This is a genomic window from Pseudoalteromonas fuliginea, assembly GCF_000690055.1.
In the GTDB taxonomy this organism is placed as follows: domain Bacteria; phylum Pseudomonadota; class Gammaproteobacteria; order Enterobacterales; family Alteromonadaceae; genus Pseudoalteromonas; species Pseudoalteromonas fuliginea.
In genome coordinates, this window is record NZ_JJNZ01000014.1 from 39583 (window position 1) to 59765 (window position 20183).

The window sequence follows — 20183 nt, forward strand, 5'->3', positions numbered from 1 at the left end:
TTTGAGAAAAATAATTAAATAGAAGGTGTAAGTGATACTTGTGCTTGTATTACTTCGGTAAGATCAAGGTTTACCAGCTCATCGCTTAGTAAAATGACTTTTATTAGCCCCTATGTGGAAATTTGCAAACAAAAAAAGCCGAGTATTTAAAAATACTCGGCTTTGACTACACAATGCGGTTTACTGAACTACATCAGCAATTGTTTTAATAACTGGCTTAGGGTTTAAATTACGATCCCATAGTAATGGGTAGTTTGTTCTGTTTGGGATTGGGTAGTCGTTTTTCCACGACATACCATCGTGTAATCCCCAAAAGGTTACGCGGTCTATCTTGTCGCGCTTTGCATAAAACAATTCAAACAAGGCTTTATAACGGGCGTTTAGTTGCGCCTCTACGTCGCTTGGCAAGCCATTTTTGTATGGGTCGAGGTAGGTTTCAAACTCTTCTAGCTGAAATTGTGGTTTCATCATATCGGTGCCGGTAATTTGCCCCTCTTTTGTTAACGGCAGCACGTCTATATCAAGCTCGGTGATCATCACTTTTATACCCAGCGCGGCGTAGGCGTCAATGGCTTGTTCAATATATTGCATTTTAGGAAAATTAAGCCCCCAGTGCGCTTGTATGCCTATGCCGTCGATTCGAATTCCTTCTTTTTGCAGCATTTTGATCATACGTATAATGCCGTCTCTTTTTTCTGGTCGCCATGCATTAAAGTCGTTGTAATAAAGCTCAGTATTAGGTGAATACTGCTGGGCGTATTTAAACGCGGCTTTTACCATCGTATCACCATTACCTATGCGGTTAACCCACACAGTTGGGCGATAAGAGCCGTCATCAGCTATTACTTCGTTTACTACATCCCACGCATCTACTTTGTTTTTATAGCGCCCTGCTACCAGCTCTATGTGTTTGCGCATTTGCTCAAGCTGCTCTGCAGGGGTATTTGGCTCATTTTTGCTATTTGTAAAAAACCAGTCAGGCGTTTGGTTATGCCACACTAAGGTGTGCCCTACCGTAAACATGTTATTTTGCTTGGCAAAATCTATAAACGCATCTGCACCACTAAAATCAACCTTACCTTGCTGTGGGTAAATTACTTCTGCTTTCATAGCATTTTCAAGCGTCACTGTATTAAATTGCTTAGCAATAATTGACTGTGCGGCGGTGTTTTGACCTGTCACTATATCTTGATTTACAGCAACCCCCATTTTGAATGAGTCTGCAAAGGTGTTTTTAAGGGCTGGGTCTTGTGCAGCGTCTACGCTTAATGATCCTGCAAGTAAAAGCAGGCTAAGTGTGTATTTTTTATGCATGTGTGTGCTCCGTTGAATCGTTATTATTTTCGATAAATATCATACAACGAAAAAAATAAATGATATAGTCAATGTGACCATTAATTATAAATTAAACAAACCTGAGTAAACGTCCATGCTAAAAACACACAAAAAAACGCTAAGCTTAGTTATATTAATGCTCTGTATAAATAAAACAGCGCTGGCACAACAACTTCAAAACCCAGCTTTGTTAAACGCTGTAAACAGCCAAAGCAATGAGCAATCACCGCTAATAAAGGGCGTAATACCCACACTTGTTAGTGACGATTTTTTGTTTTTAGAAGGCCCAACGTGGTCAAGCCAAGACAATGCGTTTTATTTTTCAGAAATGAACTTTGCAAGCCTGCAAGCACTAGGCCCCGACTCCACCATTTATAAATTGCAATTGCCTAATACCATCACCACTTATTTAAAACACAGTGGTACAAATGGCCTGTATGCAAAAAGCGGCAACCTTTATAACCTTAACCACAATACGCAGTCGCTTTCTAAAATTAATATAAAAAGTAAGACCAATACCGTAATAGTCAATAAGTTTGATGGGTTAAGCTTTAGCTCGCCAAACGATATGACTATGCACAGAAATGGCGATATTTACTTTACAGATCCTAATTGGCAACTAGGCGAACGCACTCAGCAAATACCTTATACCGGTGTGTATAAGTTAAGTAATATGGGCGTACTTAGTTTAATTGACGCTACGCTTGAAAAGCCCAACGGTGTTGCACTATCCCCAGATCAGCATACCCTTTATATTGGTGATTTTAGTAACCGCGTAAGCAAATACACTATTGATGAAAACGGTGATATTTCACCACGCGAAGACTTTATTAAAGTAACCTCCCCCGATGGTATAAAAGTAGATTCTGCTGGCAATATTTACGTTAGCAGCCACAGTAAAGGCGTTATTAATATTTATACGCCAGAAGGTGCATTCATCGATAAAATTGAACTGGGCCCTAATGTAACTAACCTTGCGTTTGGTGGTAAAAACCGAAAAACATTATTAATAACTACCGCTAAGGGATTGTTTACGCTTGATGTAAAAGTAGCGGGTTTGGCTAATTAGCTAAATTAGTTAAGCAACTTATTAACGAGAAAAGTTAGCTTACTCGTTGTACATAAAAAACCGGTGTAACTTGGTTACACCGGTTTTTTGCTGCCTAAGTTTTTGCTGCTTAGGTATTGTTATTTAATTAAACGTGTTGTTATAAAACTTAAAATTGCCCGATACATGCAGCATAGCTAACATATACAGCGAACCATTGTAGTAACGATAATCACCTGTTGGTTGCGATAAAGACCAAAATTCGTTAAAAAACTCATTTGCTTGCCCAGCGTTTGTTGAAGCAAGTAACGCTACTGCATTCGCGGCTTTTTGACCTTCGCCTGCACAGCCTTTGTTTTGCGCTCCACCGTACGAATACACTTGCTCGTAACAGTTATTGCTGTTGTTAGTTTTTGCATAACTTAAAAAGCCCAGTGCTTTATTTACTGCGCTTTTATGCCACGCTTGAGCACCCATTAAATGCGCGTCTAAACCCACATTCATAATTACGCGCCATGCATCAAATTCATACCATTGACCTGGGTTTGCTTGGTCGTTAAAAATGTAGCCAATAACAGGGCTGCCATCTAAGCGCGATAAAAATGTAGGTAAGTTCCAATGCGGGCTACCACTTACTTTTGTAAAATGGTTTTTAAGTAAGGTTCTACTTTTTGTGGCTACTTGTCGCCAGTAAGTTTTGTCTGCTTGGTTAGTTACGTTATTTGCAAAGTAGTCATAAAACGCAGGTATGTGATAAGAAGGGTCTGTTAGGTTATCAATGTAAGGCGAAAAGCGGATTATTTGGTTTTGCATCAGCTTGTTTTTAATTGTGTTTAACATGGTAATGGCATCAGCATAATAATCAAATTCGCCCGAATTACCCCAACGAGCTGACGCATTAAGTAATGCAAAAGCAAAGTATTCTTCGCCATCGGGAGCGGGGCCCTCATCTACTTTATAAACAAAGCCGTTTTGATTAAGCTTTAGTTTCCACGCGTAAACACCTTGTTTTTTTACATCAGGGTGATTGTCTGGATTTTTTTGATACGCTTTAGCAAAGCGCCACAGGTTATCAAATTCTTCTTGTTTATTAAGCATGACAGCGGCGGTCATTCCCCACGATTGCCCTTCTGTTCTTATATCGTCGCCTTCATCTGGGTTAATTGCTTTTATGTAGTGTGCTTTATAAACACCGTTTTCGGTGTACGGGTAGTAAAGTTGTTGAGTGTTGTTATAGCCAAACATATTGTCAAAAGTACTATTCACCTTTTGCTGTATGTTCGTTTTACCCATTTCTTGTGCAAGGTTACGGTAAGTCCCAGAACTGTCGGCGCCTACACTCGATGGGTTATTATTGAATGCAGCAAGTGCTTGATAGCTTATTAGTGTTAACAATAAAGTTGTTATTTTAAAAAATACTTTCATGTTTATCCTCTTTATTTGGATTATATCAGCGTGCAAATTAAATATAGTCTTTTTGACCATTTGATCAAGCAATTCTCAAAAATATTTGTTTTATAAACTAAGTGAAGTGAGTGAGGTGTTTAAATAGTGCCTAAAATGCAAAAGGCCGCTTAAAAAGCGGCCTTGAACGATGTAAATAATACTAAAAAGTACATTTATGAGTTATTCATTAATTAATGCTTTTTAACCCTTTACCTGTTGCAGCCCAATAAATTCCGCCATAAATATGCTCGGTTAAAAATTCACTTTTATACACTGCATTAGTATGCCCAAGGGCTGTGTAAAATGATCGACCACCATCGTAATTGTGATACCACGAAATAGGATGAAACGCCCCCATACCCGAGCCTGTTTTGTTATTACCCCAATCGGCAGCTGGGTTGTAAGTTTGCTCATCAACCGTGAGTAAGTAGTTTAACTTAGTTAGCTCTGGCCCAAATTCGTACCACTCGTCGGTCCAAAGCATTTCCTGCGGCATATGGTTTAAGCCAATAAAGTGAGTATTAGGTACTTTACTTAGTACGCCAGTTTGAATAATAGGATGAATGTTAAAGGTGCGCCCCACCAGCTTTTGGTACCACGCCCAGTCGTATTCGGTATCTGATGCGCTATGAATACCAACAAAGCCTTTACCTGCTTTTACAAATCGCTCAAGCGCGGCTTGCTCTTTTGGGTTTAAAATATCGCCCGTGGTTGATAAGAATACCACTACATCAACATTTTTTAAGTAATCGTCGTTAAAATAATGGCTTTCTTCGTGCCAAATTAAGTTGAAAAAGTGCTTATCGGCTAAGCCTTCTAGCGCTTTAACGCCTTCGGTTTGCGACTTATGGTGCCACCCTGCGGTTTTTGTAAATAGCAGCACATTAAATTGCTTTTTAGGGAGGGTATCAAACCCTGTAGCATTACTTTTTTGCACTGTTGCCATACTCAGTGCCAATACAACAAAGCTTAATAGCCAACCTTTATATGCGAATCTAGATAAAGAAAAAGACATAGTATTCCTATTTAAAATGAACAAACATATTAGCCGTTAGCCGCCCTGTTTGTGGACACGACGAAATATCGGTAGACGTGTTAAGTAAACTGGTGTGCAGCAAATACCCAGGAAACACAATAAGCCTATTTGGCTTATATTCTATGTGCTTGTAGCACTCAAACTCACTGTGCTGCGTGGTGCAGTAACTAGGCTTTACCTTACTGTGTTCAAGGATGTGTTGAGCATACATTAAATACGTGTTTTTGCGCTTTGTGCTTATTGTTTCAAACCCTGTTTTTTTATGCCTAAAAAACCCAGTGCCGCCATGCTCGCCTTCGCCAAGGTAATGAATAATGGCAATTAAGTTAGGATCGTTTGTATCAAAGTGTGGCAAGGTTTGTATTGGTGATAGCTGCTTCTGCGTTTTAGTAATTAACGATAAGGTATTATCTTTTGGGTATGGGGTAAGTGTTTGCCCAATATTAAATACGTTATAAAACCCCTGTATAAGCGGCTTTAGGTAATCAACCACACATTGCTTTGGCAGCGGCATGCGTAAACCTGGGTATTGAGTGAGTTCGTCAGGTTTAAACTCTCCCTGATTTTGCGCATGATTTTCATCAGCACTTTGCGCTAAGTTTATAAGTTTTTGCGGCTCACTCAGGTAGTCGTCAATTATAATAATTGGCGTTTGCTCTTGCCCTATAAACTCATACTGCGGCTGTAAGTTATTGCCAAGTGTTAGCATAATACTTACTTAGCCTTGCAATAATGATTAATAAAATCAATGTGACTCGGTAAGCTATTTGCTTTTTTAGCCACATGATTTTTTATTGATTCTAAAAATCGTTTAAGCTCATCATCGCTCATGCTGTCTACAATGGGGTGATAATTTTGCGGCACTAGCCCTTGCCCTAACATCACTTGTAACCACGAGGCTTCACCAAATAGCTCTTGCTCTGCTTTATAAACATGCCCACTTTGCTTAAATAGCTCAATGCGTTTGGCAAGCGACTCTGGAATTGGCATGTTTTTACAGTAACGCCAAAAGTCGCTGTCGGTGCGCTGTGTTACATGGTAATGCAGCACAATAAAGTCGCGAATATTTTCGGCTTCAAAGCGCATTTTGTTATTAAAGTCATCTTGATAGCACGACTCGATTGCTTTGGTTGGCATGTTTTGCATTAATCTTATAATGCTTTGCTGAATTAAATGAATACTGGTTGATTCAAGCGGCTCAATAAAACCACTTGCCAAGCCAATAGCAACACAGTTTTTGTTCCAATGTTTACGCCGTGTACCGGTGCGGTATTTAATAACGCGCGGCTCATTAATAGGTTTGCCTTCTACGTTATTGAGTAGCGCTGTTTTGGCTTCATCATCGCTCATGTATTTACTACAAAACACTAAACCATTACCACGGCGGCTTTGCAGCGGTATTTGCCACTGCCAACCACATTTATGTGCCATTGCACGCGTATATGGCACTATTGGGCTTACTAATTCGGTTTGTACTGCTACTGCGCTGTCGCACGGGAGCCAATGGCTCCAATCTTCGTATCCGGTGTGTAGTGCTTGCTCTATTAATAAACCTTTAAAGCCGGTGCAATCTATAAATAAATCGCCCTCAATAATTTGCCCGTCACCTAAAGTAAGTGATTTTATAAAGCCATTAGTGGGCTCTAAGTTAACTTTGCTTATCATGCCTTCTATACGTTTAGCGCCGTTTTGCTCTGCAAAATTTCGTAAAAATTTAGCGTACAAACCGGCATCTAACTGATAAGCATGGTTACGGTCTTGATTCGGTATTACGGCAAATTTACCCAAGCGACTTGCTACGTGCTCTGTGCAATAATCACCAATATCGGCAGCTACACCTTGTTGCATACCTTTTAGCCAAAAGTGCTGAAAACCTGCAGCCCAACAACCTTGCCCCACATAACCAAATGAGTGAAAGTAGCTTTGCTGGTTTTGTTTCCAGCCCTCAAACGATATGCCTAATTTAAACGTGGCATTAGTGGCTGCCATAAATTCTGATTCGCTAATTTTTAGTAAATCATGAAATATATGCAGCGTAGGAATAGTTGATTCCCCGACCCCTACGGTAGGTATTAAATCGGATTCAACCAAGCATATTTCAATATTTTTACCTAGCAGTTTTGCCATTGCAGCGCTGCACATCCAACCTCCGGTGCCGCCACCTGCTATTACTATTTTTTTAATTGCATTTTGATTCATAATCCAAACCTTACAAGTACGCTTAGCGTCTTAATTTATTTTGTAATTCGGCTCTTAATTTACGCGCTGTTAGCTCATTCATCGGCTTTGTTAAAATAGCCTGTGCGGGCTCTGGTATGTGGGTAAATTCGTTATCAGCAAATACGTAGTAATTAAACAAACGTTGCCATGCGGCGCGCTCATGCTTTGGTAAGTTACGTATATTTAAAATTGCGTGGTGCAACGCATTAGTCGGCTGCCCATACACCGCTGGCGTATTTTTAAACCAATAATTAAACAGTATATTTAAACTGCCAAGCCCCTCTACTTGGTGCCACCACATGCTGGGTAATATAAGCGCATCGCCTGCTTCAAGATCAACGGTAATTGCCGCTTTTATTGCCTGCTCAAACTTAGGGTATTGCGTGAAGTTGGGCGCAGTTGTGGTAGTTAAGCTTATTGGCTGACCGCCGGGTGCTTTATCAAGCGGGCCTATGTATAAATTATCTATTTGATCGGGGGCAAATAAAGTAAAACGCCTTTTACCTGCAACGCAACATGCTAAATTTTGTGCTACGTCGTAATGTGCTGGTACGGTAACCTTTCCGCCTGCCCATACATTAAATAAACAGCCTTCGTTTAATGCGTTAACGTGGCAGTGATTAACCAAACCAGGTAAGCACTGTGCAATGCTAGTAGAGCCAATGTATAAAGTGTCGGCTTGTGGATTATTTGCAGTTTGCGTTATTTGCTCAAGCGCATTAATAAATGCCGCTTGCTGATTAGTAAAATTAAAACCACTCATATCGGGGTTATACCCTACAACCCCATTTTGACTGGCGGGTATTGTGCAAGTGTTAACTAAAAAACCTTCGTAAAACGGCGTTAAATAATCAATCGCTGCACTGTCTGACTTTTTAGCAGCAATAACTAAGGGCCAATCGCTCACAAACCCTTTCAGTACAATAGGCACAGGCGAGTTTAAAAGTTCCTTGGGTAACGTACTGGGAGTTAAGCCACTCAGGGTTTGAATATTATTTGCTAAATTTTCCATAGCTAATTACTTATACAGCGTGCTTTTGTAGCATAAGTTGCTCGTTTTTAAGCGCCACTAAATCACGCACATGTACTTGCGATGCAATGATCATGTATATAGACGCTAAATACCCTTGTGAGTGAAGCTGCGCAATTGCATCGCTACTTAGCTGGTTAAGCGAGTCTTCGTTTATGGTATAAAAACCGAGTAAGTTATGTTTAAGCCCGTTTAATAAATCAAGCTCTAGCGATACCGATTCAAGCAAACCATGTTTAATCAAAGTTTTAATAAATGGCTGATTTTCTTGCAAACCATGATGCAGGTTATCAAGCACATTTATTATGTTTTCGAGGTAATCGCTATTCCCGCCGTGTTCTAAAAATAAGTTAATACCCTGCTTTATTGACACTTTTGGCGAGTCTAAATCAATGCTAAGCATGCGCTCTTGCGTTGCCACACCGTTTTGCATTGTATTTTGAGTCGCTATAGCAAAAGGCAGTCGCTGCATACTTAGCGGAATGTAGTGTGCTTGCCATTGCTGCTGGTTTACTAAAAATAAGTTTTCGTCTTTATTTATGCCGTACAAACACACCGGCGAAAATGTATTTGTTGTATCGTCTTTGATAAAAAATATTGGGTAATGTGCTTGAGCGACTCTAAATTCGCTCACAAATGTTTCGCTATACCAAACCCCGTCACCTAAGTGTGTGCTGCGTGCAGGGTTTATTTTTAAATGCTGATGTTCAACATTATTTAATAATGCATGATTGGCCATGGATTGTGTGCTCCAATTGTTGTTGTGTGCCTTTACCTATTGCTACACATTAAATGTAACCAACAAGTTAAATTCATATTGACTATAACAGCTGGATATTATTATTACTAGGTTAATTTAGGCAAATAAAAAGCCGCAAAATGCGGCTTTTATAAGGTTACTACAAGTGTAATTTATTAAAAATTATAACGAACACCTAAACCGTAACGAGAGCCTGTTTGAGTGATGTTATAAATCAGCTCTTGCTTACGCCCGTACGATGTTACGTACTCGTCAGTAATGTTTATACCTTCAATAAATACGGTAAGTCCCTCTACTGCGGGTACTTCGTAACTTACGTTAAAGTCTATTTGGTAATACTCATCGGTGTAAATTGGTGCGGTTAAATCGCCATTTACACGACGCTCATTTAAAAACGAGTCGCGCCAGTTATACGCAATACGTGCTTGTAAGCCTTCTTTATCGTAAAAGAATACCACGTTTGCCGTGTCACTTAACCCGACAAGTGCTTCTGTATCCTCAAGTGAGTCATTGTCATATTCAAGACCCGAGTCAACCATGGTGTAGTTAAAAATACCACCAAAGCCTGACTCACCAAATAAGTGCTGAATATTAAATTCAAAGCCATCAATGGTATATTCTTGGTCGCCATTTACAGGCACGTTTATTCTAAAGTTAATTGGATCATCTGTTTCTGGGTCACCAACAATTGTGCCGCCGTCTAATTCACCATCTTCATCAAACTTAGGTTGCACATTTGGATCATCAGCAAAGTTTTCAAATATGTAATTTCTGATGTCTTCGTTAGATGCATTACCACCTAGTGCGCTTGATGCGGCTCTAAATTTTTCACCATTTAATGGGTCATATAAGTTAAATATATTTGAGTCGATAGTGCCTGTAGTTATCCAGTTTGTTACGTCTTTTTTAAAGTAACCAAACGAAATATAGCTACCTTCGCCGTAATACCATTCACTAGATAAGTCGTAGTTAATTGATTCAAGCGGTTTAAGTCCTGGGTTACCAGAGCCACCCGAATAACCACTTAAGCTACCACCGGTATTAATAGTTGTACCGCCTTGTAGTTGGCCGTAACCCGCTCTTGAAATAGTTTTGCTCGCTGCTGCACGAATCATTACATCTTCAACAATTTCGATATTAAAGTTAATATTTGGCAGGAACTGGCTGTAATCTGCAGATTGGCTTAGCGTTTCAATACCGGTAACACCCGTTACTGATGTGGCTGTATCTTCGTTCCATTCTACGCGGCTGTAACCGGGTGCAGTTGCTTTAGAAAATACATCTGTTTTTTCGTAGCGTAAGCCAATTTGCAGGTCGAAGAACATGCCACTCAATTCGCCTTTGTAATTTACTTGTGCAAAAGCAGACTGCGTTTTTTCTTCTGTAAAGCGGTTTGTTGCTGCATCCCAGTCGGTTGAGGCACAAAATTGTCCCTCGCCGTTTGGTCCTGCCGCTGCGCCGTCAGCTGCTTTACAATCACCGTAAAGGTTATCTACGTTGGCAATGGGATCTGCGTACTCTGCTGCATTTACAATCGCGTCAAAGTCGGCAAAAAAGATTGTATTAAATAAATCATATTCGCCTTGTGTTGCAGTGCCTTCAAAGTTGCCCGCCTTAGCTTGAAACTTATCTAAAATAGTATCTTGGCGCCAATCAATATCAGCAAAGTCGCCCTCAACACCAACTCCACCCCAATCTGGGCGCTGTACTTGCGTATGACGATAATGGTTATTTACTTTATTAACTGCAACACCAAAATCAATACTTAAACTGTCGTCAAAGAAGTACTTACCTGAGATTTGTGTTTGATCGATTTCTGAATCGTATTTGTCGTTTGCAAACCAGCTACCAGATAAACGCATGGTGCTCGGGTTAAAGTTTTCAATGTTACCAATAGCAATGCCGGGTAAGTCGCCGGTTAAATCAAGCCCGGTACGTGAACGTGTGTACGACGGTAACTGAATATTATTACGTGTACCGTGGCGTGGATCAGTTGCTTTCATTGATGCTTTTGAACTGTGATGATCAAACTCTAGATTAAGTTGATCCGATACCGCCCATTCTAGGTTAAAGCCTAATGAATCTGTTTTTTCTTCGCGACCCCAAGAACCTACCGTAAGCGACGTATCGCGGTAATCGGCATCACTTTGGATGTCATAAATTTCTGAGTAAATAAGTGGGTACGCGTTAGGCTCGCCCGCCCAAACAGATTCACTTCTGTCGCCAGCGTAGTTAAACCAAACTGAGGCATCAGTGTGCTGCTCTTCAACGGTTGTTTTAAAGCCTGTGTAATCAAGGGTTGCTGTAATGTTTTCAACAGGTTGATATTGAAATACCAACTGACCATTTACACGTTCACGTTGACGCTCTTCAAACACATAACGTGGTTGTTGCGGGTTTGAGTAAATACCTGATGTAGGTCTGTTTGCTCCGCCTTCTGCGCCTGCAGGTACACCACCCCATCCTGTATTTGTGTAATCAGATGCTCTGTAGCCTTGATCTTGTATAAACTGTTGCATACCGCTTTCACGGTCTTGATAGCTACCTGAAATAGATATACCAAATTTATCATCACCAAATGTTTGCGAATATAAACCGCTTAGCTCTGGTGTAATGCTGCCCTCGTCGGTTGATTGATCGTCTACAGCTTTTACGCCAAACGATGCTTTTATACCTGGGCTATTTAAAGGTCTGTTGGTTGTTAAGTTTATAGTTGCGCCAATGCCACCTGAGGTAACACTTGCGTCTGATGTTTTATAAACTTGCACGCCCGATACGCTTTCAGATGCGACATTTGCAAAATCAAATGTACGGTCACCTGTTGTATTTGGAAGTTGGCGGCCATTAATAGTAATTAAGTTATTAGCAGGTCCAAATCCACGTACTGTTACGCGGCTACCTTCACCACCCGCTCTATCAATTGATACGCCGGTAATACGTTGTAGCGATTCAGCAAGGTTGGTATCAGGAAATTTCCCCATGTCCTCAGCCGAAATAGCATCGACAATACCAGAAGAATCGCGTTTAACATCCATAGAGCGTTGCAATGAACCTCTAATGCCGGTTACTTGTATTATTTCTACATCTTCACCGACAATGGTTTCGGCAGCGTAGCTTTGGTGAGGAAGCGTAACGGTACCCATTGCAGCGAGTATGGCTGTTGAAATTATCTTTTTCTTAAACATCATGATGCCTTTTTCTTATTTAATTATTATTGACGTACTGCAAGACTTTAAGAATTACTCGAAACATAATTGTAAACTATTTGTTTCTATTTACGGTCAATTAATAATTATTGTGTGTGTATGTTTTAAACGTTTTACAAAGACCACAACCAGTTTTAAATATGTGCCACCTAACTAAAAACCGTTAAATAACAGCATGTTTATGCTAATTCTTTGTGCTAGTTTTTTGCTTTAAAATATTTTCATTTTGTCATATGCCCTCAACTTCCTCTTATTTAGACCATTAATAAAAAATTAATGGTCACATTGACTATATCTTTTTAATGCAAATAAAAGCTGTAGCGGTGCTTACGCAGATAATTTGCCTTGTTTATAACTATTTTTATTAAGCGTGTTCATATGGGCTTATTGTTTGAATTTTTCCGTTTGAGTCGTGTTCTAGCTTAGCCATTTTCATACTGCGTAAATGAGTTTGCCCGCCCGACAACGTACTGTCGTGATAAAATAAAAACCAATCATCATTGTGCTTAACAATTGAGTGATGCGTGGTCCAACCAAGTACTGGGTTTAAAATAACGCCCTGATAGGTAAATGGTCCGTATGGGTTATCGCCCGTAGCGTATACAATTTTGTGTGTATCGCCCGTTGAGTACGAAAAGTAATAAACACCGTTGTGTTTATGTACCCAAGGGCCTTCAAAAAAGCGGCGGTTGTTATCGCATACTGTAATTGGCGAGCCGCTTTCATCTAGTACAACAACCTCTTTTACGTCTTCGCTTAGGCTGATCATATCTTCCGATAATTTTGCAACGCGCGCAGGAATTGCAGGTTCACCATTTTTTGGATACGTGCTTTGTTCATTAAATTCGTTGGTTTGCCAATTTTGTAATTGGCCGCCCCACAAGCCACCAAAATACAAATAATGGCTTGAGTCGTCATCTTCAAATACAGCAGGGTCAATACTAAATGTCCCTTGAATGTAATCGTCTTCGGCTTTAAATGGACCTGTTGGACTGTCACTTTTTGCAACGCCAATTCTAAAAATGCCTTGCTGATCGCGCGCCGGAAAGTAAAGGTAATACTGACCAAGCTTATACGCGGCATCGGGTGCCCACATTTGCTTGCTTGCCCATTTTACGTCGTCTACACAAAGTGCTACGCCATGGTCTATGGCTTTGCCTGAGCTTTCGTCAAGCGAAAACACATGGTAGTCGCGCATTGCAAAGTGGTCGCCGTTATCATTAATTTCATTTTTTGATTCAATGTCATGCGATGGATAAATATACACTTTGCCGTTAAACACATGTGCAGACGGATCGGCGGTATACATGTGATCAACTAACACATTGTGGTTTTGTATTAACGAGTTGGCTCGTTGTAGGTCTTTTAACTGTTTAAGTTCAGCGTCACTTAACCCATTAGATGGGGGTGCTACTTGCGCTGTATTTTGCATTTTTACTCCTAGTATTGCCTGCCCACTTTGCACTTTTAAAAGGTGCAAAATGGACTGCTAAATTAGTTTATAGTTTTGTTATCAGCCAGCTGCGTTTGAATGCGCTTTACTTCAGGCTCGGTAAGTTTGTAACGTGTTATAAAAATTAAACATGCCACGGTACAAATTACTGGAATACCAGCAAAGGCGAGTAAAATGCCTGATAACGTGTATTCTGATTGCTCTTGATTAGGCACGTATGCATAGCCAGATAATATCCACCCTGCAATAGCACCGCCAATTGCAAAGCCTAGTTTTATTGCCAATAAATGACCAGAAAACGTAACAGCGGTTAATCTGCGACCAATTTTTAATGCCCCGTAGTCAACCGTATCTGCCACCATCGAAAACATAATTGGGGTAATTATCATGTGGGCAAAGTTAGCAATAAAGTAGACGATAAAAATGGTGACTATGGCGTCGCTCTCAAGTACGTAAAACATGCTGTGAGAAATAATTACGACCACTAAAGCGACTATAAATAATGTCTTTTTTTCAATAAATTTGGTTAAAAAGTTGGTAGACACAGCGCCTAGTACTGAGCCAATTGCTGAGAGTGTTAAAAAGTTAGAAGTAAGTGAGGCTTCTCCTACGTAGTACTTAATATAATGCGGTGCTACAGAGGCTCTAACGCCAATTAATATTAATGTTGCTAGACTTATAACGGCTATTACAACCCATTGATCGTTTTTAAATAAGCTTAAAAACTCAAGAAAGGCATTCTTTTTACTTTGCGCGGGTTTAACTTGTTTGGTTTCTTTGGTCATTTTAAAACACAGTAAAAAACAAGCCGCTGCAAGTCCGCCTAAAAACACCATGGCTAGCGGGTAACCTACTACATCGTCGCCGTCACCAAAAAAAGCAACCAGCTTAGGCAGTGCCCATACAATTACAAGCAGTGCTGCCATTGCCATTGCAAATCGGTATGACTGAAGCGATGCACGCTCTTTAGGATCGTTTGTCATTACTGCACCAAGTGCGCCGTACGGTATATTAATGGCGGTATAACACGTCATTAAAAGCCCGTAAGTAAAGTAGGCATATATAAGCTTGCCCGTAGAATCAAAATCTGGGGTTATAAATGCTAAGCAAGCAAACACACCGTAAGGCACGGCTAAAAATAATATATATGGGCGGTAAGAGCCCCAACGGCTGCGCGTTCTATCGGCAATACTGCCCATTATTGGGTCGGTAATACCATCAAATAAACGAACCGCTAATAATAAGGTGCCCGCAGCGGCTGCAGATAAACCGTAAACATCGGTATAAAATATCAACATAAAGTTAGCGACCATTTGAAATACAATATTACTGGCTGTATCACCAAGGCCGTACCCTATTTTTTCTTTAATTGTGAGTGTGTGTTTTGTGTTGTTCATGTGTGCTCAATTTTCAATGCAAATCGATATAGTCAAAAATACTATATGCATTTTTGGCGCATGTAAACATTTATGTTACATTTTCAATCTACTGGTAATTTATTTAATACATGGCGCTAATTAAGCGTTAAATTTACTAACATACAAAGGCATTATTCGTTCAATAAAAAACCAACACCAAACCTAAGTCGAATATCGGCGTTAACGCGTAAAAACAGGTACAGTGTATAAAGTGATTAATTAAATAGATGTGATTGTTTTAAATAGGAATTATAAAAGCTTTTTATTTGCGCTTTACCCACCTTTTATATACCCTTAATAGTCTTTATAACAATATCTTCGTATAGCTTTGGCTGAGTAATTTATGCACTATAAAACATCAAACATTTCTAACAACATCGACGAAGAATCGATTCCTGATGACTGCATTAGCAATCTAACCGTAGATAATATAGTATTTGCTATTCATGAAGGTAAATTAAAGGTGTTGCTGGTTAAATATAACCGCGGCCTTGCAACAAGCCAGTGGGGTTTAATTGGTCATTGGGTTCGTAAAGATGAAAACTTAGACCTTGCAGCTCTGCGTGTTGTTAAAAGTACGACCGGTGTTGAAAACCTGTACTTAGATCAGTTAGGTGCGTTTGGCAACGTAGACCGCTACCCTGCTAGACGTATTATTACTATTGCTTATTATTCGCTCGTTCGCTTTGAAGAAACCAACCTTGTGAGCGGCGACAATGCCTTAGAGTGTGAATGGTTTGATGTGAATAGTGTACCGGCTTTAATGTTTGACCACGCCGATATTTTAAAAAGTGGCTTAAACTACTTACGCTATAAAGTAAGGCACGAGCCGATTGGTTTTAGCTTACTTCCAGAAAAATTTACCCTGCTTGAGCTTCAAGAAATATACGAGTCGATTTTAAATAAATCACTCGATAAACCTAACTTTAGACGTAAGTTTCAAAAAATGAACTTACTAATAAACTGCAAAGAAAAACAAACAAATGTAGCTCACAGAGCCGCGACTTTGTATCGTTTTGACATAAACGTGTATGAAAAATTAAGAGAGTTTGGTTTTACGTTTGAGTTTTAAGTATGCAAATATTAGTCAAAGCAATTAATTAAACAATCTTGATAAATTCTCTTAGGGAAATGAGCTTTGAATAACGACCTAATAGCTTTGTTATTCATTGCTTTGTTAAACAGGGGTAAAGCGCCACCCTTTGAAAACTAACTTACTTGCAGATCCATTACCACCAGATGAAGAACCACCAAAGCTTGCTTCATTTAATGCCGTGTCAAAGTGAATACCACCGGCGCCGCTTACAATAACGGTGTCTCCTAAAATAGACCCTTTAAAACCGACAGCCGAAGTAACTTTTACTTTTGTAAGTGGTGCGTATATAACAGCGTAAAGCTCTCGTGTACCGCCTGAAAACTCTATCCCAGTGTCATTTCCATTGTATGAACTATAAATACTAAAAACGGGTCGGCCTTCATTTGTAACTCCATTGTCAGGTACGTAAACTTGTGCCCCATTTCCTATCTTAAGCTTTCCTTTAATTATGATAGTTAAGCTACTGTTATCAGGGATCGTTAGCGAACTTGCGCCACTCATTGTAAAATCGCCAGCAACAAACATAACTGCATTATGATTACTTTTTACCTGCATTCGCCCTTTAATTGTCACATCATCAAAATAAAATATTTGAGTTGCTGAATCAAGAAAAGTAGCAGTTTTAGCATTGATGGCACCATTTGGAGTGCTACCAAAATCTACTAAAAAGTTAGCCGTGTTAGTTTCTAACTCGAGTAAGTCACCAGCTCTGCTATTGTTATTTATAAAAAGGTCAGGGCTTGTTGTATTAACTGACACGCCATCAATTGCTGTTGCAATACCAAGTGGATCACACGCAGTTAACCCTCTATTATTTTCACTCTCTGGTGTTATTTTTTCAACCGGCTCAATAGTTGGCATTGATATTTCTGTACTTGATACCCTGTAAGGTGAAAAAGCATATTCAGGAGTATCACCTTTAAAAGAGCCACGACCTGCATACCTTAAATCTTTACCTGCAATAGTGCTGCCCCACTGTTTAAGCGTCACATTGCCTTGAACACGCACTCCACCGTAGACACTGCCACCTGTTTGCTCATAATTACCTGATGTATAAACGCCGTTACGTATTGTTGTTTGATTAAGAGCGACTAAATCATATGAGCGAACAGTTCCCAGAATGGTATTACCTGTAATAGAAATTGGACCTGATGAACTAATATCACCACCAACCTGAGTTTGCTTTACTGATATAGACTGGTTTGCTGAAATACTACCCGAGACAGTACCACTACTTTGTGTGAAGCTTAAATATGCTGATGCATCCCCCCCAATGACCACGCCACCAGAGAGTATTAAATTTCCATTACTATGAATATTGCCTGTGACATCTGCGCCTTGCCTAATTGATAAGTTACTAGAGGATAAAACATCACCTTCAATTGTACCGCTACCATTTAGAGTAATATCACCAGTATCGTTAACTGTATTGACGAAAGACTCTTCTGAAGTATTTTTACTGCCATCATCTAGAGTGTCGTTATAATCCCCTAAAGACGAATCATAACTATCAATTAAGCCACTACCAGTAATTGCAACACCAGAGCACCCTGTAACCCCTTGGGAGAAAACAGAATCACTGGTGGTTCCGCCTTGACCTGCAACAAATTCGAATATGGCTTGCATTTGATCCTCGCCTTCAAAGCGAGTACCTTCACTTGAAATTAGTACATCACCGTTGCTATCAATTTTGATAGTTGCGTTATAAGTACTAGATTCAAGTGAACCAGTGCCTGAAACTTGGGTATTGTTAGCAATTAAATCATTAATAGTTATAGTAGGGTCTGCAAGTATTTCTGCTTCAAGTTTCTCTATGCTTGAAAATACCCCTTTTTCAGACATTAATCTTGCGTTTAGTTTTTTTTGAAAGTTACCACTCAAACGCTCTTGAATAACACTATCCCTAATCGTGCTCAGTACAACAATTGAAGCCATTGATGTTAAAATAAGTACAGTAACAAGCGTAAAGCCGGATGTGTTTTTCATTTATTGAAACGCCTTATTCATTACTATCTGTGAAAGAGATATATCAATAACTAAACGCTTATTAAATTGGCTTGGTAGATTTATAGGCTCAACAAAAATGCTCACCATATTATTATCAATTGCATAGCTAATTGTATTAACGCCTTTTAATATTTTGACCTTGCCGTTGCCAATATCGCAAAATAATGAGTCGTTTTCGTGGCTATATTCTTCGGTAAATGCAGCATTAATTATAGAGCCTGTGCAAGCAAGTACACCCGCTTCTTGAGTAACTTTTAAAATTTTATTGCTATAAGTAGGAATTGAGTTGGTTTGCTTTAAACTTCGTGTAAATATCTTGCTGCTAAATCGGATCACATCTAGCGAATTTTCTAAGTCTTTCACCGTCGTGGTACTATTGTTAATTGAAGAATAAGCCAAACTCACACCGCCTAATAAAAACATACCAGCAGCAAGCGCGACCATAAGTTCGATTAAAGTAAAACCCCTGTGCTTATTAATTAACTGTTTCATGGAGTACATCCGGCGGGTAATGTTGGGAAACTGCCCGTAATTACAACGCGATTTTCTAAATTATCAGTCAAGCGCTTATCTTGCCATGTTACTTCAACCGACAGCTCATTTGAAAAATTAGCAGGTAAAGTGAGTGTATATGCATCAATTTGCGGAGATAAATAGCTTCTAAAACCAGCGTCATTGTATAAATCTGGATTGGTTTGTTGCAACTCACATAAGTGAGGCCAAATGCGCTCTAAAACATTATTAGCTTCAATGATGGACACCGTATAATTAAAACTATTTGTAATATATTGCAATGATTTTAATTGCCCTGATGCTAATCCTAATAAAGCAATGGTCGCAACAATTAATGCAATCATAACCTCTAAAAGAGAAAATCCTTTGCTGTAGTTTGTTAGCATATTTCAGGGTCCTCAGCTAACCAACTTTGTCCACTTTGTAAAATACATAGAACAAAATCGGCAGTTGTACTGTCGCTATCGCTCACTAAAATTTGATACGTTTTATCTAATTCACCTGAGTTTGTAACCTCAATATCTTTTAAATCTACAGAAATACTACTGTGTGTAATTTCAAAAACATTTAAAGTAGTTTGCGTCGAATTAATTGCCGTTTTTGCCAGCCATTGATTATTCTCAACTTTAAGGAAAGTAGTTTGGTCTCTCTTGATTGCCTCACTGCGTGCAAATTTAAAAACACTGTGCAGTTGATTCGAGTTTGTAACTAGTCTATCTCGCTTTATAAATGTAATAAACGAAGGAGTCGCAACTGCTGCTAAAATGCCGATTATAGTTATTGTTATTAAAATTTCGAGTAAAGTAAAACCAATGTTTTTTTTTACCAACATTGGGATTTACTCGCTGATTTAGTGCCGCTTTGGTTTACTGATAACTTGCCACACTCATCACCACTTTGCGCGCCTTTAGGTGTAACTTCTATTATGAATTCAGAACCATTTGAAGCGCCTTTACTTGCATCACTTGTATATTTAAATGAGTAATAATCTGAAGCCGAAAAAGTAAAGGTAGCAGGATAGCCACCAACACGAGTGTACTGTCTTTCTAAAACAGCCGTTTGCTGTAATAAAACCTGTTGAACATCGGCTCTGCGACTTTGTTGTATATAGCTCGTATAACTTGGAAGTGCAACTGCGTATAAAATCCCAATTATTACAATTACTATCATTAATTCAGTAAGGGTAAACCCACTATTTTTTTTAGCCGCTGCGTTTTCAATTATTTCATTCCATTAATTTACAGTCAGGATACCGTTCTTAAAAATAAAGATGTGCGTATATTTATTAATACTTAGTAACTTTTATTTGGTCAATTATATAATAAGTTTAATTTTTTAGAAGCTTCAAGATAACTTTAGTCATGCCGTTATTTAATGAAACAACAAAATCATCCAATTAGTGTGAAGCCCAAAAGAGCTTACCACATATAAACCTCCCGTTGAGCTTGTTATATATTAACAAGCTTCTGAAAATTGTTATCATTTAACAATATACATCACTTATTGATATTTGCAGCAACATGTTTAATCTTTAGGCAAGGCAGAGCCTATGCAGTACGGTTATTCCCCATAAATAGGCGATAACGTAGCATAAATACCAAACATGCGCTGCCCA

At 39.2% G+C, this 20183-nt stretch carries 17 protein-coding genes; 2 read left to right on the forward strand and 15 right to left on the reverse strand.

Going from position 1 to position 20183, the window contains the following annotated elements; genetic code table 11:
* Positions 1 to 180 precede the first annotated feature (180 nt).
* The gene (locus DC53_RS15340) at positions 181 to 1314 is read right to left on the reverse strand and encodes an endo-1,4-beta-xylanase (RefSeq protein WP_007375179.1); all 1134 of its coding nucleotides are present in this window, start codon (positions 1312 to 1314) and stop codon (positions 181 to 183) included.
* Between the two features lie 115 nt (positions 1315 to 1429).
* On the opposite strand from DC53_RS15340, the gene DC53_RS15335 reads away from it, so the two are divergent.
* Entirely contained in the window at positions 1430 to 2404 is a 975-nt protein-coding gene (locus DC53_RS15335) for an SMP-30/gluconolactonase/LRE family protein (protein ID WP_007375180.1), read from the forward strand.
* A gap of 123 nt (positions 2405 to 2527) precedes the next feature.
* Here DC53_RS15335 and DC53_RS15330 read toward each other — a convergent pair whose 3' ends face one another.
* The 9 genes from DC53_RS15330 to DC53_RS15290 all read right to left on the reverse strand — a co-directional run bounded on the left by DC53_RS15330 (position 2528) and on the right by DC53_RS15290 (position 14931).
* Positions 2528 to 3808, reverse strand: a complete 1281-nt coding sequence (locus DC53_RS15330) for a family 8 glycosyl hydrolase (protein ID WP_007375181.1) — start codon at positions 3806 to 3808, stop codon at positions 2528 to 2530.
* Between the two features lie 208 nt (positions 3809 to 4016).
* A complete protein-coding gene (locus tag DC53_RS15325; protein WP_007375182.1) occupies positions 4017 to 4844 on the reverse strand; it encodes a ThuA domain-containing protein in 828 nt (275 codons plus the stop codon).
* A gap of 7 nt (positions 4845 to 4851) precedes the next feature.
* Positions 4852 to 5574 carry a DUF6445 family protein gene (locus DC53_RS15320; RefSeq protein ID WP_033028791.1) on the reverse strand — a complete coding sequence of 241 codons (723 nt, stop codon included), beginning with the start codon at positions 5572 to 5574 and terminating at the stop codon, positions 4852 to 4854.
* Between the two features lie 5 nt (positions 5575 to 5579).
* Positions 5580 to 7064: a tryptophan halogenase family protein gene (locus DC53_RS15315; RefSeq protein ID WP_033028792.1), complete on the reverse strand. Its 1485-nt coding sequence runs from the start codon at positions 7062 to 7064 to the stop codon at positions 5580 to 5582.
* A gap of 22 nt (positions 7065 to 7086) precedes the next feature.
* Positions 7087 to 8097, reverse strand: a complete 1011-nt coding sequence (locus tag DC53_RS15310) for a cupin-like domain-containing protein (protein WP_007375185.1) — start codon at positions 8095 to 8097, stop codon at positions 7087 to 7089.
* A 10-nt stretch (positions 8098 to 8107) separates the two neighbouring features.
* Positions 8108 to 8854 (reverse strand): SapC family protein, encoded by a 747-nt coding sequence (locus tag DC53_RS15305; RefSeq protein ID WP_007375186.1) that lies wholly within the window; start codon positions 8852 to 8854, stop codon positions 8108 to 8110.
* Between the two features lie 176 nt (positions 8855 to 9030).
* Positions 9031 to 12060 (reverse strand): TonB-dependent receptor, encoded by a 3030-nt coding sequence (locus tag DC53_RS15300; RefSeq protein ID WP_007375187.1) that lies wholly within the window; start codon positions 12058 to 12060, stop codon positions 9031 to 9033.
* Between the two features lie 385 nt (positions 12061 to 12445).
* Positions 12446 to 13513: a glycoside hydrolase family 43 protein gene (locus DC53_RS15295; RefSeq protein WP_033028793.1), complete on the reverse strand. Its 1068-nt coding sequence runs from the start codon at positions 13511 to 13513 to the stop codon at positions 12446 to 12448.
* Between the two features lie 62 nt (positions 13514 to 13575).
* Positions 13576 to 14931, reverse strand: a complete 1356-nt coding sequence (locus DC53_RS15290) for an MFS transporter (RefSeq protein WP_007375189.1) — start codon at positions 14929 to 14931, stop codon at positions 13576 to 13578.
* A 364-nt stretch (positions 14932 to 15295) separates the two neighbouring features.
* Between DC53_RS15290 and DC53_RS15285 the strand changes: the two genes are divergently transcribed.
* Entirely contained in the window at positions 15296 to 16024 is a 729-nt protein-coding gene (locus DC53_RS15285) for an NUDIX hydrolase (RefSeq protein ID WP_007375190.1), read from the forward strand.
* Positions 16025 to 16129: 105 nt separating this feature from the next.
* Here DC53_RS15285 and DC53_RS0120395 read toward each other — a convergent pair whose 3' ends face one another.
* From DC53_RS0120395 to DC53_RS15265, 5 genes are read right to left on the reverse strand one after another with little or no spacing between them, the layout of a single operon-like run.
* The gene (locus DC53_RS0120395; protein WP_033028794.1) at positions 16130 to 18034 is read right to left on the reverse strand and encodes a DUF7305 domain-containing protein; all 1905 of its coding nucleotides are present in this window, start codon (positions 18032 to 18034) and stop codon (positions 16130 to 16132) included.
* Complete coding sequence (locus DC53_RS15280) at positions 18035 to 18547, reverse strand: PilW family protein (RefSeq protein WP_007375192.1); 513 nt, start codon at positions 18545 to 18547, stop codon at positions 18035 to 18037.
* Positions 18544 to 18954, reverse strand: coding sequence for a type IV pilus modification PilV family protein (locus DC53_RS15275; protein ID WP_007375193.1), 411 nt, complete (start codon positions 18952 to 18954; stop codon positions 18544 to 18546). The genes DC53_RS15280 and DC53_RS15275 overlap by 4 nt, the downstream gene beginning before the upstream one ends.
* Positions 18948 to 19400, reverse strand: coding sequence for a GspH/FimT family pseudopilin (locus tag DC53_RS15270; RefSeq protein ID WP_007375194.1), 453 nt, complete (start codon positions 19398 to 19400; stop codon positions 18948 to 18950). Before DC53_RS15270 ends, DC53_RS15275 begins: the two co-directional genes overlap by 7 nt.
* On the reverse strand, positions 19391 to 19792 hold the full coding sequence (locus DC53_RS15265; protein ID WP_033028795.1) for a type IV pilin protein: 402 nt from the start codon (positions 19790 to 19792) through the stop codon (positions 19391 to 19393). Before DC53_RS15265 ends, DC53_RS15270 begins: the two co-directional genes overlap by 10 nt.
* Positions 19793 to 20183: the final 391 nt, after the last annotated feature.

What these genes read in the sequence shown, in the direction of transcription:
- DC53_RS15340 (WP_007375179.1), bottom strand. Translation starts at nt 1,314, where the DNA reads ATGCATAAAAAATACACACTTAGCCTGCTTTTACTTGCAGGATCATTA.
- DC53_RS15335 (WP_007375180.1), top strand. Translation starts at nt 1,430, where the DNA reads ATGCTAAAAACACACAAAAAAACGCTAAGCTTAGTTATATTAATGCTC.
- DC53_RS15330 (WP_007375181.1), bottom strand. Translation starts at nt 3,808, where the DNA reads ATGAAAGTATTTTTTAAAATAACAACTTTATTGTTAACACTAATAAGC.
- DC53_RS15325 (WP_007375182.1), bottom strand. Translation starts at nt 4,844, where the DNA reads ATGTCTTTTTCTTTATCTAGATTCGCATATAAAGGTTGGCTATTAAGC.
- DC53_RS15320 (WP_033028791.1), bottom strand. Translation starts at nt 5,574, where the DNA reads ATGCTAACACTTGGCAATAACTTACAGCCGCAGTATGAGTTTATAGGG.
- DC53_RS15315 (WP_033028792.1), bottom strand. Translation starts at nt 7,064, where the DNA reads ATGAATCAAAATGCAATTAAAAAAATAGTAATAGCAGGTGGCGGCACC.
- DC53_RS15310 (WP_007375185.1), bottom strand. Translation starts at nt 8,097, where the DNA reads ATGGAAAATTTAGCAAATAATATTCAAACCCTGAGTGGCTTAACTCCC.
- DC53_RS15305 (WP_007375186.1), bottom strand. Translation starts at nt 8,854, where the DNA reads ATGGCCAATCATGCATTATTAAATAATGTTGAACATCAGCATTTAAAA.
- DC53_RS15300 (WP_007375187.1), bottom strand. Translation starts at nt 12,060, where the DNA reads ATGTTTAAGAAAAAGATAATTTCAACAGCCATACTCGCTGCAATGGGT.
- DC53_RS15295 (WP_033028793.1), bottom strand. Translation starts at nt 13,513, where the DNA reads ATGCAAAATACAGCGCAAGTAGCACCCCCATCTAATGGGTTAAGTGAC.
- DC53_RS15290 (WP_007375189.1), bottom strand. Translation starts at nt 14,931, where the DNA reads ATGAACAACACAAAACACACACTCACAATTAAAGAAAAAATAGGGTAC.
- DC53_RS15285 (WP_007375190.1), top strand. Translation starts at nt 15,296, where the DNA reads ATGCACTATAAAACATCAAACATTTCTAACAACATCGACGAAGAATCG.
- DC53_RS0120395 (WP_033028794.1), bottom strand. Translation starts at nt 18,034, where the DNA reads ATGAAAAACACATCCGGCTTTACGCTTGTTACTGTACTTATTTTAACA.
- DC53_RS15280 (WP_007375192.1), bottom strand. Translation starts at nt 18,547, where the DNA reads ATGAAACAGTTAATTAATAAGCACAGGGGTTTTACTTTAATCGAACTT.
- DC53_RS15275 (WP_007375193.1), bottom strand. Translation starts at nt 18,954, where the DNA reads ATGCTAACAAACTACAGCAAAGGATTTTCTCTTTTAGAGGTTATGATT.
- DC53_RS15270 (WP_007375194.1), bottom strand. Translation starts at nt 19,400, where the DNA reads ATGTTGGTAAAAAAAAACATTGGTTTTACTTTACTCGAAATTTTAATA.